Here is a 12,367-nt window from a genome sequence, read left to right as displayed (position 1 = left end):
AAACATATCCGTTGTCGAAAGGCGGGAAAAATCGGCAAGAATGTCGCTTCCGTTTCACTATAAGAAGGAAGCCCAGATGAGCCTTTCCCCTTTTCACCTTGCGATTCCCGTTTACGACTTGCCGGCGGCACGCCATTTCTACGGGGAAGTGTTCGGCCTTGCCGAAGGGCGTTCATCTGAGCACTGGGTCGACTTCGATTTCTACGGGCATCAGCTGGTGATCCATGAACATCCGAAAACCCAGTCTCAGGACGCAGCGCACACCAACGCGGTGGACGGTCATGACGTGCCGGTACCGCACTTCGGCATCGTGCTGAGCTGGCGGGAGTGGGAAGTCCTGGCCGAGCGCCTGCGCTCGCTGGGCACCCAATTCGTCATCGAGCCTTATGTGCGCTTCAAGGGACAGGTTGGCGAGCAGGCCACGATGTTCCTCTTCGATCCCTGCGGCAATGCGCTGGAATTCAAGGCATTCAAAGACATGAGCCAGTTGTTCGCCAAGTGAGCTTGGCGGGAATCTGAAACGACGCGCTGCGGAGATGCGGCAAGCAATTCGCAGCGCTTGATTAGTCTCTAGCTGAACCTGCCCCGAGCGCATAGATATACGCTTTTACAGTCTGACCGCTGCCGAGTCTGACGTCCGCCAGGATGCGTTTGTAGGCGTCGCCTTCGAACTCATCGAGCCTTGCCCAATGCGCCGCAAACGCCTCTGAACTGAGCACGAAGCCCTCGATCGTCTCGCCGCGTTCATCCAGATCGAGACCGGGAAACCCCAGCGCCGCGCCCCAACCTTCTTCACGCAACCTGCCCGACACGCTTGCGGGCTCCCAGGTACCGGGAATCGCCGCCAGGATGTGCTCGTTCGGCCGCCCAGGTGCGAGGGAGCCGTATACAAAAAGTCGCTCGATCATGGATCGCTTCCTCAATGCATTCGGTAATTAAGCACAGATCAGGCCATGCGCTAAAAGTAGGCAGCCATTCAGCCGGTCTAGCGAGGCCGCTTTGGTGACTATCGGGGCACAACCGGTGCCAGACAGATATTTCGACGCTCGGGGCTAAACAAAAGCCCCGATGGACCGATAAACCGACATGCCAAGCGAGGCGGGCGCGGTCCGATCCGCCCCCTTCGAGGCGCCCTACACAGCCGGTCTCGTCTCTGCTCGCATGCAGCAGATTCGAGAGGCGGCATGGCCACTCTGCAAACGGAAACCTTACCGTGCAACTCATCGATAACAGAGCGCTGATCAACGAAGCCCTGAGCCAATCCGCAGCGCTGACTGGGGGTCGTTTCGATCATCGCTACTGGTTGAGCAAGGTGGCGGACGTAAAGCTGCTGATCATCTCCAAGCCGGAGGTGCTGTTCGATCTGTCGGTAAAGGTTTACATCCCCCTCGCACCCGGCCAGAAGATGCCGCTGACCTATGGCGACGGCTGGTTCAGCTGGCATTTTCTGGGTAGCAAAAGTGCGATGGTGACCATCGCCCGCGAGATCATCTCCATCGCACTACGCAACCAGAAAGGCAATTCGCCTGTATTACAGGCCTGGCTAGCCGAGCTGGTGTCGTTCAAGCGCAGCAGCAATACCATCGCTGTGCTCGAACCCGAGCCACACCAGGATCAGGCCGGTCGCTAAAGTCTGTTGCCGTTTCATGCAATCCGCGTGCTGCTCCAAATGTCGCCAGGCCGGTCGGCGCTCCACACCCGCCGGGATCGGGGCGGCCTTGCCTCGCGCACAAACAGGCTCCGGTGCGGATGCGAACGGTGAGTCAGCATGCCCAGGAACTCTGTAGGGCCGTATTCACTCGGCCGCAGATCTGCGAAGGCCGAACAAGTTCGGCCCTACAACTTTGCCGGCGCCTTCTGGCACCCGAAGAGCGGGCCCGTCGCGAGACGAGACATCGCCTAAACCGTGTCGCCCGCCCCAAGCGCCGCTTCCTCGTAATCGAGTTCACGCAGCAGGATCTGCAGCATCTGCTCGTCGATCAGGTGGCGCTTTCTCATCCGGTACAGTTCCTTGCGCTGCACAGCGATGGCCCGCACGCGAATGTCGCGCTCCAGCACCTGCGTCTGGCGCGCCTGGTTCGCCCGATCCTGGTGTTCCATCAAGGCTTCGATGTCGTGCCGATAGGACTCGGTAATCCGAGCCGTGACCTCGCTGCGTAGCAGCGCCTCGTCGGGATCCTCCACGGGGTTGGCCTGTTTCCAGTTTTCCAGCCAGGTGACCGCAGCCTGGGCGGCGATCCGACGGGCTTTCTTGAGTTCTTCCCTATGTTGTTCGACATCGTTGTTGGGCAGATGCTTGAGGAAATACGGGATACCCAACGCGCCGACCAGCAACGACAAGATGATCACGGCGGCCGCCAGAAAAATCATCAGATCGCGCCCCGGAAATGGCGTGTCGCCAATCATCAGTGGAATCGACAGGACGCCAGCCAGCGTGATTGCCCCACGCACGCCCGCCACGGCACTGAGTGCGGAAAACAGCCTGAGGGGTTTGGGCTGGACCGTCTTTCCGAGCGCCCGAAGTACCCGCGCCTCGCTCCAGTGATAGGCGAAAACGAAGCCGAAGCGGATCACCAGCAGCAGCGCCATGATCGCCAATGCGCTGAAGATCAACATCGGCATGCTGTAGCTCTGCTGCCCAGCCGCTTCCCAAACCCGCTCCACGATCCGCGGGAATTGCAGCCCCAGCAGTAGGAACACCAGACCGTTAAAGCTGAAATCGAGCATCTCCCAAATGCTGCGGTTGAGGATGCGCGTGCTGGTCTTCACCGGCAGCATGTCGATGCGGCTCTGCACCATACCCGCCGCCACGGCCGAGAGGATGCCGGACATGCCCGCATGCTCAGCCAGGAAGAACGCGGCAAAGGGCAGCAGCAGAATCATTAGCACATAGGCCGAGGGATCGAACAGGTCCCGTGCGGTCATCCATTGCTTGGCCTTACCCACCGCCCAGCTCAGGCCGGCGCCAATGAGCAGGCCACCCAGCGCGATGACAAAAAACTCGCCGGTGACCGTCGTCAGCGAAAAGGTGCCGGTAATGGCGGCGGCCAATGCGAATTTGAACGAGACCAGGCCAGTGGCATCGTTCATCATCGCCTCGCCTTCCAGCTGGTGCGCCATATGACGCGGAAGTCGGCCTTGGGCGATGGCGATTACGGCCAGCGCATCGGTTGGCGAAAGAATGGCCGCCAGTGCAAAGCTTGCCGCCAGCGGAATCGTCGGCAGCAACCAGTGGATGAAGTAACCGACCACTACCAGGATCAGCAGCACGAGCACCAGCGCCATGGCCGTCATTTCCGCGCCATGCTCAGTGAACTCGCGCTTGGGAATCTTCCAGCCGTCGTAGAACAGCAACGGAGGAATGAACAGCAACATGAAGATCTCCGGCCGCAGCTCAACGCCCATCCCGAACGGCGGAAGCGCCAGCATGCTGCCCATCAGGATCTGCAAGATCGGCAGCGGCACCGGTATGACATTGGCTAGAACCCGGCTTGCGCCCACCGCAAGCAACAGCAAAAAGATTAGATAAAGCGTTTCCATAGGGCCGGTAGGTCTCTGCGGAATAGTTGGGCGTGCGGGAAGTGCGCGCATGTGAAAAAAAGTATAGCCAGGCGGTTTGATATAGCCGGCTCGTTCGTCAGAACCGTCCCAACGACCTCAAGCCCTGCGACGTAAGATATCGCGCCCAGATCCCCACGCTACTCAATTGAGCAACCCGGTCGCCCCTATGCAGCGGATTACAGAAGCCTGTCTGTAGGCGGCGAGAGCGGCTTCATCGGGATCGGAAGGGTAAACGGCACCAGGCACCAACCCGGAGACTTCCAGTGCCCATCTGGATTCAGACTGCCGCCCTGCTCTGCGTCTCCAATCTATTCATGACCTTTGCCTGGTACGGCCATCTCAAAACGCTCAACGGCAAACCCTGGCTGATCGCAGCGTTGATCAGCTGGGGCATCGCCCTGTTCGAATACCTGATCATGGTGCCCGCCAACCGCATCGGCTATACGGAGTTGTCCATCGGCCAGCTGAAGATCATGCAGGAAGTGATCACCCTTGCGATCTTCGTACCCTTCAGCGTGCTCTATATGCAGCAACCGCTGAAGCTCGATTACCTTTGGGCCGGGCTATGCCTACTCGGTGCGGTTTACTTCATTTTCCGCTCGTGAGCATGCCCCTACCAAGCACGCAGACACGACACTCATTCGAAAAATCAGCGGCCAGATGACGCCATCTGGCCGCTTCGGCATACTGGCCGCCCTTTTCCGCACCTTAGAGGTTTTCCAATGTTCAAGGTCAACGAGTACTTCGACGGCACCGTCAAATCCATCGCCTTCGAAATGGCAGCAGGCCCGGCCACCATCGGCGTCATGGCTGCGGGCGATTACGAATTTGGCACCAACCAGCTGGAAGTGATGCACGTGATCGCCGGCAGCCTGGACGTCAAACTGCCGGGAAGCGACAACTACGAGACCTTTAGCACCGGCACCCAGTTCACCGTGCCGGCCAACAGCAAGTTCCAGCTGAAGGTTGCAACGGATACCGCTTATCTTTGCGAGTACCGCTGAAAGCAAAACGCACTGGCTGGCTCAGTTGCCAGACAGTGCGTTAGCGTTGCGTTGACGATGGGCAGCCTATAGCTGCTGCGGCTGAATCAGCCCCTGGGCGCGATGCCGTCCCAGCCTTGCTTGATCTCGCCGAGCAGACTCGCCACTTCATCGAGCTTGCTCATGTCGTTATGCCGACTCGCTTCGAACAGCCGCATCGTCATGAACTCGTACAGGCGATCCAGATTTTCCGCCAGCTCGCCGCCCGCCTGCTTGTCCAGCACGTCGCGCAAGCCACCGATAATACTGATCGCTTTACCAATCAGCGTGCCTTTTTCCGCATAGGCCTCACGCTCCATGGCGCCCTTGGCCTGAGCGATACGGTCCAGCCCGCCCTGCATCAACATCTGAATCAAACGGTGCGGATCGGCCTCGGTAACCTGGGCCTTAACGCCGACTTGCTGGTACTGCCTCATTGCTGCCATAGCATTCATTTGGATGAGCCCCTTGCCACATCAATTTGCATGTACAGCTTATCGGTCGTGGTCGCTCAAGCTTGATAGCAGACGGAGAAAATAGATCGGAAAAAGGAAAACCGCCTCGGTGGCGGATTCTGTTTGATAGCAAGGCCCACTAATTTGACGGGCTCAACGGACAGTTCTCCGCACGCCACCTCGGAGCGAGGCTTAGCACTTCAGTGTGCCTTAGCCTGCATTCGCTGCGGGTCGCGCCTCCTACCAGAAGCAGTGCGGCGTTTGTCGCTATTTGTGGGAAACCCGCCCTCGGGGCGAAGCTCTTAGCCGTTCGAGATGGGCTTCAGCCCACCAAAATTCACTGACCAGCGCAGCTTTTATCTCTTGGAATTACCCGCCGCCCAAGGCAGATTCTCGAGCGAGGCCAGAAGACTAGAGGAGGTATTGGATAACTGCCCCACCAACAAGTCCATCGCATTGAATTGCTTATAAAGGCGCTCTTGCAACGAGATGATGCGCCGGTCCAAGCCTTCCCGCTGCGTTTTGATATCGGAGCGAGTCTCCTCCATCGCTTTATTACGCTGCTCGAGAATACCGCCAGTCTGCGTGTACGGCTTGAGTTTTTCATTCAGACGAGAAGCAAGGCCTTTATCGCCCGCAAACAAGCCCGGTAGTTCGCTGAAGTTGTCAGCCATCGCTTTGTCCAGCCTTCCGCTGTCGATAGCGAGCGTACCGTCCTTTTGCGTCGTGATGCCGATATCGGTCAAGGCGCGCAGTGCACCGTCGCCTTGCATATTCACCAATTCGCTGCGGATCGTATTGAGTAATGCGCGTGCCGTCGCATCCCCTACCAACGCGCCAGTTACTGGAGCGTTGCCATCGCCAGCGGAGATGACCTTGGTTTGAGCATTAATGACGCCGATCAGCTTGTTATAACTATCGACGAAGGATTGAATCTGCGTTTTAACGCCTTCCTTGTCTTCCGCAACACTGATCGTCAGCGGCTCGTTCTCAGCCGTTTCAGCCATGAGATCGAGCGTAACGCCCTCAATCGCGCTCTCGACTTTATTCGTCTCGCTGATCACTTCCAGACCATCAACAAAAAGCTGAGCACTCTGCGCCGAGGCCAGTACCCGAGCGCCTGGCCCGCTACTAGTTCCAGTACCGTCGAACGCTAAGGTAGAAAGACTGATAAGCCCATTTCCCGGCGCCGCCGAAGGTACTGCCACAGAGATGTCCCGTCCTGCGCCAGTTTTGTTGCTGCTGAGGAGCAGCCGCGAGCCGTCCTTATCGGTCACGATAGTGGCACTGACACCCATCTCCTTGCCGGCCGCGTTGATGGCATCACGCATCCCTGCGAGAGAATTATTGCTCTCATCAACTGTGATGGAAAACGATTCCTTCGTAGGAGGAGTGCCCGGCACACCCAACGATATTTCCAGCGATCCACTAGCAAACCGGGCCGGCACATCGGCCGTATTGGTGATTGCAGCCAGAGCAACTTTGCTGCTAGTTGCAAGCGCCTTGACCTCAACCTGATAGCTGCCTGCACCAGCACTTTTGCTGGCAGTGATGCCAACCAAATCCGACTTGCTGGACGTAGCCGAACGCGCTTGAAAAAGCTCCGGCTTGTTAAGGGCACTAAGCGCCGTCTGGAAATCGCTGATGGCACTTTTCAAAGCGCCAACCGCAGTAATTTGTGTCGTGGTTTTTTTTTCGAGGCTGGCGAGCTGGGCTTCCTTAGGCGCACGCTCGGCGGTCACCATGCTTTTGACAATGCTGTCGATATCGATCCCCGAACCAATGCCCGTTACGCCAGCCATAGCCTCACCTCGTCAAATAAATCACACATGAGATACAACAAACAAAAACCGTGCCGCTAAGCCTTGGCCTCGAATAGCAGACTACGCATTTCGTCCAAGCGCTCGGACAGTCGCAAAATCTCCTCGGAAGGTATTTGTCGTATCACCTTTCCCGAGTCGCCATCGAGGACCTGCACCACTACATCACCTGTAGAATCATCCACGTTAAAAGTGAGATTGCGCTGCTGGCCTTGTATTTGGGCGCGAAGCTGCGCCAACGTATCGCTAAACTCTTTTTGTTTGTCACCGCTTTGCTCTGCCGTTTTAGACGAACCAAACGACAAAAACCCGGCGTCCACATGAGAGCCAGGTATCGCTTCCTTCGCAGGTGACGTAACTTTCGGAAGTGCTGTAACGGCTATTTTACCGACGTCCATGATTCACCTCTTATGAATCAAAGGAGGCAGATCGTCATCTGCCTCCAACTTTAACGCCTACCGCCGTTACTGGAGCAGGCTCAGAACAGCCTGCGGCAGCTGCTTGGCCTGGGCCAGAATCGCCGTGCCGGCCTGCTGCAGAATCTGGTTCTTGCTCAAATTAGCCGTCTCAGCGGCGAAGTCAGTATCCTGGATACGGCCCCGAGCGGCAGATACGTTCTCCTGAATATTCTGCAAGTTAGAAATAGTATTGTCGAAGCGGTTTTGTACTGCACCGAAAGTCGCACGCTGGGTATCAATAGTTGAGATAGCGGCATCAATCGACTCAAGCATATCCGAAACCGTAAGCGGATCAGCATCTGCACCGATCTTCGTAAGGTCTACAGCTGCGGCATCCACCTTAAGTGTTTCCGCATCCATTTTGCCGCCAAAATCAACTTCGATAGAGTCTCCCGTGCCACCGTAGGCGCCTACTTGGAAGGAAACCTTGGTTTCCTCTGAGCCTTCCGCCCCGCCCCCTACGTTGCCATCGAGGAGCTTCTTCGTTCCAAACGACGTTGTTTCAGCGATACGGTTAAGCTCTGTCTGAAGCTCCTTTACTTCGAGATTAAGAGACTCCTTATCCTCGGTGCTGTTGCTGCCATTGCCGGCTTGAAGAACAAGGTCGCGCATCCGCTGTAGGATATTGGTAGATTGCTGCAACGCGCCTTCTGCTGTCTGAACCATCGAAATGCCGTCATTCGCGTTGCGCACTGCTACACCAATGCCGTTAATTTGGCTAGTAAGGCGGTTTGAAATCTGCAAACCAGCAGCATCATCTTTCGCCCCGTTAATCCGGCTTCCGGTGGACAGACGCTCCATAGAGGTCGTCAGCGCGTTGGACGATTTATTCAGGTTGCGCTGAGTGTTGAGCGACGCAATATTAGTGTTGACTGTAAGAGCCATGATGTGCCTCCAAGGGCGCTAGTTACTATGGTTGCCTGAGCTTGCGACTCCGGGCCGGCTTTTTGCCCAGGCACCCATTGAGTTCGCATTCGATTAGCTTATCGGCGTCGTTTCGGTGAGCTTTAGGAGGCAATCGAAAATATTTTTGCAAGCCCCGAGAACAACCTGTACGACACCGGCGAATCCGCAAACAAGCGAGCCCGCCTGCGAAGGTTTTCGGACGCTGGGTGGAAATCTTTAATGGATAAAAAAGAAAGGGTGAGGTGGACGGTAGATGCGTGCGGGTGTGTTTGGTTTTTGGAGTGGCCTGGAAGCCCTTTTCGCCGCGAGGGCGCGCCTCCCACGGGTCAGAGTAATGCCGCTGCTTTTGTAGGAGGGCCGCCCTCGGCGCGAAGCTTTTGCCTTTCGTCCACCGCACTGCTGTCCCGTCGCGGGACGGGTACAAGCGGTCGGCGGATCTGGGGTGCCTGCTTATTGGCGAACTGTACCCGCCCAAGAGGATGCGTAGTTCGCCAGAAACCGGCGCTGGTTGTAGGTTAGTTTTCGAGCGCCGCGAGTCGTTGCAGGAACGACTCCTCGTCCTCCACCGCAACGCCAAGTTCGTTGGCTTTAGCCAGCTTCGACCCTGCGCCCGGCCCGGCCACCACTACGCTGGTCTTCGCCGATACCGACCCCGAAACTTTCGCGCCCAGCGCTTCCAACCTTGCCTTCGCCTCGTCGCGGCTCATGCTTTCCAGCGTGCCGGTCAACACCCAGGTTTGGCCCGCCAACGGTAAGCCTTGCGCCGCCTTTCGCTCGCTTTGCCAGTGCATGCCGAACTCATGTAGCTGGGCCTCGATTGCGTAGGCGCGCTCGGCGTTGGTCGGGTCGTCGAAATAGTCACGTAATGCGCGAGCGGCTTTTTCATTGAAGCGCTCGACCTGGCGCAGATCGAGCCAGTCGGCTTCGATGATGCCCTTGAGGCTACCGAAACGGTCGGCGAGACGCTGGGCACCGGTGGCGGCGATAAACGGAATGTTGAGCTTGTCGAGCAGTCCGGCGAGCGTCGCGCAGGCGGCGAACTCAGGATGCACGTCGCCCTCCTCCTGCAGCTGCACGCCACGCTCGCGCAGCTGTTCGATAACGAGCTGGTTGTGCTCGTCCTCGAAGAAGCTATGTATTTCATGGGCAACTTCCAGGCCGACGTCCGGCAGGTAGACCAGCACATCCGGCAACGCCCGGCTGATACGACCCAGGGAACCCAGCGCCCGCGCCAGAAGTTTGGCCGTGCCCTCGCCCACGTCGGGAATGCCCAGCGCATAGATGAAGCGCGCTAAGGACGGCGTGCGGCTGGCATCGATGGATTTGAGCAGGTTGCGGCTCGACACTTCGGCGAAGCCTTCTAGCCCTAATACCTGCTCGAAGGTCAGGCAGTAAAGATCGGCTGGCGAATTGACCAGTCCGGTATCGACCAGCTGCTCGACAATCTTGTCACCGAGCCCGTCGATGTCCAAGGCGCGACGCGAAACGAAATGAATGATCGCCTGCTTGAGCTGCGCCTGGCAGGCCAGACGGCCTACGCAACGATAGATCGAACCCTCGCTGACGGACTCCCGGCCCTTGCTGCGCTTGATCAGCTGGGTACGCTCAACGGCAGAGCCGCAGACTGGGCATTGTTCCGGCACGTGAACGGCCCGCGCATTTTCAGGACGACGCTCCGGGATCACACCGAGAATTTGCGGGATGACATCGCCCGCGCGACGCACGATAACCGTGTCGCCGATCATCACGCCCAGGCGCGCCACTTCATCCATGTTGTGCAGCGTGGCGTTCGAAACCGTCACGCCAGCGACCTGTACAGGCTTCAGCCGTGCGACCGGCGTGATGGCGCCGGTGCGGCCTACCTGGAATTCCACATCCAGCAGTTCGGTCACTTCCTCGCGGGCCGGAAACTTATGCGCGATGGCCCAGCGTGGTTCGCGCGCACGGAAACCCAGCTCGCGCTGTTGAGCGGTCGAGTTGACCTTGAACACCACGCCGTCGATCTCATAAGGCAACGCGTCGCGCTTCTCGCCGATGGACTGGTAATAAGCACGGCATTCAGCGACGCCCTTGGCCAGTTTCAGCTCGCGGCTGATGGGCAAACCCCACCCCTTGAGCGCGTTGAGGATGCCGATGTGTGTGTCCGGCAGCTCGCCATCGCTGCGGCCGACGCCGTAGGCGCAAAGTTCCAGCGGGCGGCTGGCTGTTATCTTCGAGTCGAGCTGGCGCAGACTTCCGGCTGCGGCGTTGCGTGGATTGGCGAAGGGCTTGCCGCCCGCTTCCAACTGGCGTGCGTTCAACGCCTCGAAGCCGGCCTTGGGCATGTAGATCTCACCACGTACTTCCAGCACCGACGGCCAGCCGTTGCCATGCAGTTTGAGCGGGATATTGCGGATGGTGCGGACGTTGGTGCTGATGTCCTCACCGGTGCTGCCGTCGCCACGTGTGGCGCCGCGTACCAGCTGGCCGTTTTCGTAGAGCAGGCTGACGGCCAGGCCGTCGAGTTTCGGTTCGCAGCTGTATTCCAGCTCGGCGCCGTTGCCGAACAGATCGCGTGCTGGCAAGTCCAGCCCGTCGCGGGCGCGCCGGTCGAAATCGAGCAGGTCCTGTTCTTCGAAGGCATTGCCCAGGCTCAACATCGGCACTTCGTGGCGCACCTGGCCGAATGCGGCTAACGCTGCGCCACCGACGCGCTGAGTCGGTGAGTCCGGGGTAACCAGCTCCGGGTGTTCGGTTTCGAGAGCTTTGAGCGCTTTGAACAGGCGGTCGTATTCGGCGTCGGGAACGCTGGGCTCGTCGAGTACGTAGTAGCGGTAGTTGTGAGCGTCGATTTCGCTGCGCAGTTCGGCGATGCGCTCGGCAGCAGTTTGGGCGGAAGGCATATAACGGAGCCGTGGCAGTGGCAATGCTGGTCAGACAGTCTCAGCGCGCCTTTGGTTGATATAACGCGCGGGATTTTAGCCGATTCAGCAAATAGTGGCTGGGTTACGCGAGTTTCAGGCGGCCCGGGCGGCATTAGCAGGACATGCTTGGGTCGGCCGGACGGCGCTCCGCCTCAGCTCACCACCGGAGACGTTCACACCCGGTGGGCTGAGCCCACCCTACGAATGCAATTGAACGCAGGTTGCGCGGGGGGTCGGTCGTTCGGAGGGTATCGCAGGCTGCTTCGCCGCGGGGGTGCGCCTCCTAGTAGGGTGGGCTTCAGCCCACCACAGGAGTTCACGGTGGGCTGAAGCCCACCCTACATAACGCCGATTAACGCCGCTCAGCGGTGCTTGACGGTCATCTGCCGGCGTTCGTATTCGACGATGCGCTGGCGGTAGTGCTCGATGGTTTGTGCGGTCAGCACGCTGCGCTGATCGTCCTTCAGTTCGCCATTCAGTTCCGAGGATAGTTTGCGGGCTGCGGCGACCATCACGTCGAATGCCTGCTTGGGATGACGCGGGCCGGGCAGGCCGAGGAAGAAGCTCACGGCCGGCGTAGTGAAGTGGTCGATGTCATCCAGATCGAATGTGCCGGGCTTGACGGCGTTGGCCATGGAAAACAGCACCTCGCCATTGCCTGCCATGCTTTCGTGACGATGGAAAATGTCCATTTCGCCGAAACGCAGGCCGCTTTCCAGAATATTCTGCAGCAGCGCCGGACCACGGAAGCCGTGCGGGTCGCGGGAAATCACGTTGATAACCAACACTTCCTCGACCGGAGGCAGTTCATGCTCGGACTCGCTCGCCTCACCGTCATCATCTGCCACAGGCTCGAGCAATGTCGGGACCGGCTCGTCACTGGCGAAGTGCAGGTCGCCCTGCTGGGGTTCGCTGGTGCGCCGCTTGACTGTCTCGCGCGCGCTCATGGATGGGAGATCCGTTTCGTCCAGCGATGGCTCATTGGCTCGGCTAATGACGCGCGGCGGCCCCAGCAGTTCGTTGGAGTCCCCTTCGTCAGGGAAACTATTGGCGATGTTGCGATCCAGCTTGAATTTCAACTTGCCTTTGCTGCCGCGCATCCGGCGCCAGCCATCGAAAAGAATGCCGGCGATAACAATGATGCCGATCAGGATCAGCCACTCGCGCAGACCGATATCCATTAATGCTTAAACCCCTGAAATCGATGATAAAGACGCAGATTCACAGCCGCTGAACAGGCTC

Annotated in this window: 12 protein-coding genes; 4 read left to right on the top strand and 8 right to left on the bottom strand. The window is 58.6% G+C overall.

The window, feature by feature from the left end; all coding sequences use genetic code 11:
• Positions 1 to 76 precede the first annotated feature (76 nt).
• Positions 77 to 502 (top strand): VOC family protein, encoded by a 426-nt coding sequence (locus tag NA647_RS07285; protein WP_256057056.1) that lies wholly within the window; start codon positions 77 to 79, stop codon positions 500 to 502.
• Between the two features lie 61 nt (positions 503 to 563).
• On the opposite strand, the gene NA647_RS07280 is transcribed toward NA647_RS07285, so the two are convergent.
• Positions 564 to 908, bottom strand: coding sequence for a gamma-glutamylcyclotransferase family protein (locus NA647_RS07280; RefSeq protein ID WP_272889588.1), 345 nt, complete (start codon positions 906 to 908; stop codon positions 564 to 566).
• Between the two features lie 305 nt (positions 909 to 1,213).
• Between NA647_RS07280 and NA647_RS07275 the strand changes: the two genes are divergently transcribed.
• Positions 1,214 to 1,630, top strand: a complete 417-nt coding sequence (locus NA647_RS07275; RefSeq protein ID WP_256057055.1) for a hypothetical protein — start codon at positions 1,214 to 1,216, stop codon at positions 1,628 to 1,630.
• Between the two features lie 269 nt (positions 1,631 to 1,899).
• Here NA647_RS07275 and NA647_RS07270 read toward each other — a convergent pair whose 3' ends face one another.
• Complete coding sequence (locus NA647_RS07270) at positions 1,900 to 3,540, bottom strand: Na+/H+ antiporter (RefSeq protein WP_256057053.1); 1,641 nt, start codon at positions 3,538 to 3,540, stop codon at positions 1,900 to 1,902.
• A gap of 284 nt (positions 3,541 to 3,824) precedes the next feature.
• Between NA647_RS07270 and NA647_RS07265 the strand changes: the two genes are divergently transcribed.
• Both NA647_RS07265 and NA647_RS07260 read left to right on the top strand, forming a co-directional pair.
• The gene (locus tag NA647_RS07265) at positions 3,825 to 4,166 is read left to right on the top strand and encodes a DMT family protein (protein WP_019339363.1); all 342 of its coding nucleotides are present in this window, start codon (positions 3,825 to 3,827) and stop codon (positions 4,164 to 4,166) included.
• 117 nt (positions 4,167 to 4,283) lie between these two features.
• A complete protein-coding gene (locus NA647_RS07260) occupies positions 4,284 to 4,565 on the top strand; it encodes a pyrimidine/purine nucleoside phosphorylase (RefSeq protein ID WP_256057052.1) in 282 nt (93 codons plus the stop codon).
• A gap of 86 nt (positions 4,566 to 4,651) precedes the next feature.
• Here the strand turns inward: NA647_RS07260 and fliS are convergent, their stop codons facing one another.
• From fliS to zipA, 6 genes are all read right to left on the bottom strand, one after another.
• Complete coding sequence (fliS, locus tag NA647_RS07255; protein WP_256057051.1) at positions 4,652 to 5,038, bottom strand: flagellar export chaperone FliS; 387 nt, start codon at positions 5,036 to 5,038, stop codon at positions 4,652 to 4,654.
• A 356-nt stretch (positions 5,039 to 5,394) separates the two neighbouring features.
• On the bottom strand, positions 5,395 to 6,840 hold the full coding sequence (gene fliD / locus NA647_RS07250) for a flagellar filament capping protein FliD (RefSeq protein ID WP_256057050.1): 1,446 nt from the start codon (positions 6,838 to 6,840) through the stop codon (positions 5,395 to 5,397).
• Positions 6,841 to 6,896: 56 nt separating this feature from the next.
• A complete protein-coding gene (locus tag NA647_RS07245; protein WP_256057049.1) occupies positions 6,897 to 7,256 on the bottom strand; it encodes a flagellar protein FlaG in 360 nt (119 codons plus the stop codon).
• A 66-nt stretch (positions 7,257 to 7,322) separates the two neighbouring features.
• Entirely contained in the window at positions 7,323 to 8,201 is an 879-nt protein-coding gene (locus tag NA647_RS07240) for a flagellin domain-containing protein (RefSeq protein ID WP_256057048.1), read from the bottom strand.
• 536 nt (positions 8,202 to 8,737) lie between these two features.
• Positions 8,738 to 11,104 (bottom strand): NAD-dependent DNA ligase LigA, encoded by a 2,367-nt coding sequence (ligA, locus tag NA647_RS07235; RefSeq protein WP_256057047.1) that lies wholly within the window; start codon positions 11,102 to 11,104, stop codon positions 8,738 to 8,740.
• A gap of 383 nt (positions 11,105 to 11,487) precedes the next feature.
• Positions 11,488 to 12,306 (bottom strand): cell division protein ZipA, encoded by an 819-nt coding sequence (gene zipA / locus NA647_RS07230; protein WP_256057046.1) that lies wholly within the window; start codon positions 12,304 to 12,306, stop codon positions 11,488 to 11,490.
• Positions 12,307 to 12,367 lie beyond the last annotated feature (61 nt).

Source organism: Stutzerimonas stutzeri (assembly GCF_024448985.1).
GTDB lineage: Bacteria > Pseudomonadota > Gammaproteobacteria > Pseudomonadales > Pseudomonadaceae > Stutzerimonas > Stutzerimonas stutzeri_AP.
The sequence above is the reverse complement of the archived record's forward strand: the minus strand, read 5'-3'. Positions and strand labels throughout refer to the sequence as shown.

What these genes read in the sequence shown, in the direction of transcription:
- NA647_RS07245 (WP_256057049.1), bottom strand. Translation starts at nt 7,256, where the DNA reads ATGGACGTCGGTAAAATAGCCGTTACAGCACTTCCGAAAGTTACGTCA.
- fliD (WP_256057050.1), bottom strand. Translation starts at nt 6,840, where the DNA reads ATGGCTGGCGTAACGGGCATTGGTTCGGGGATCGATATCGACAGCATT.
- NA647_RS07270 (WP_256057053.1), bottom strand. Translation starts at nt 3,540, where the DNA reads ATGGAAACGCTTTATCTAATCTTTTTGCTGTTGCTTGCGGTGGGCGCA.
- zipA (WP_256057046.1), bottom strand. Translation starts at nt 12,306, where the DNA reads ATGGATATCGGTCTGCGCGAGTGGCTGATCCTGATCGGCATCATTGTT.
- ligA (WP_256057047.1), bottom strand. Translation starts at nt 11,104, where the DNA reads ATGCCTTCCGCCCAAACTGCTGCCGAGCGCATCGCCGAACTGCGCAGC.
- NA647_RS07280 (WP_272889588.1), bottom strand. Translation starts at nt 908, where the DNA reads ATGATCGAGCGACTTTTTGTATACGGCTCCCTCGCACCTGGGCGGCCG.
- fliS (WP_256057051.1), bottom strand. Translation starts at nt 5,038, where the DNA reads ATGAATGCTATGGCAGCAATGAGGCAGTACCAGCAAGTCGGCGTTAAG.
- NA647_RS07285 (WP_256057056.1), top strand. Translation starts at nt 77, where the DNA reads ATGAGCCTTTCCCCTTTTCACCTTGCGATTCCCGTTTACGACTTGCCG.
- NA647_RS07260 (WP_256057052.1), top strand. Translation starts at nt 4,284, where the DNA reads ATGTTCAAGGTCAACGAGTACTTCGACGGCACCGTCAAATCCATCGCC.
- NA647_RS07240 (WP_256057048.1), bottom strand. Translation starts at nt 8,201, where the DNA reads ATGGCTCTTACAGTCAACACTAATATTGCGTCGCTCAACACTCAGCGC.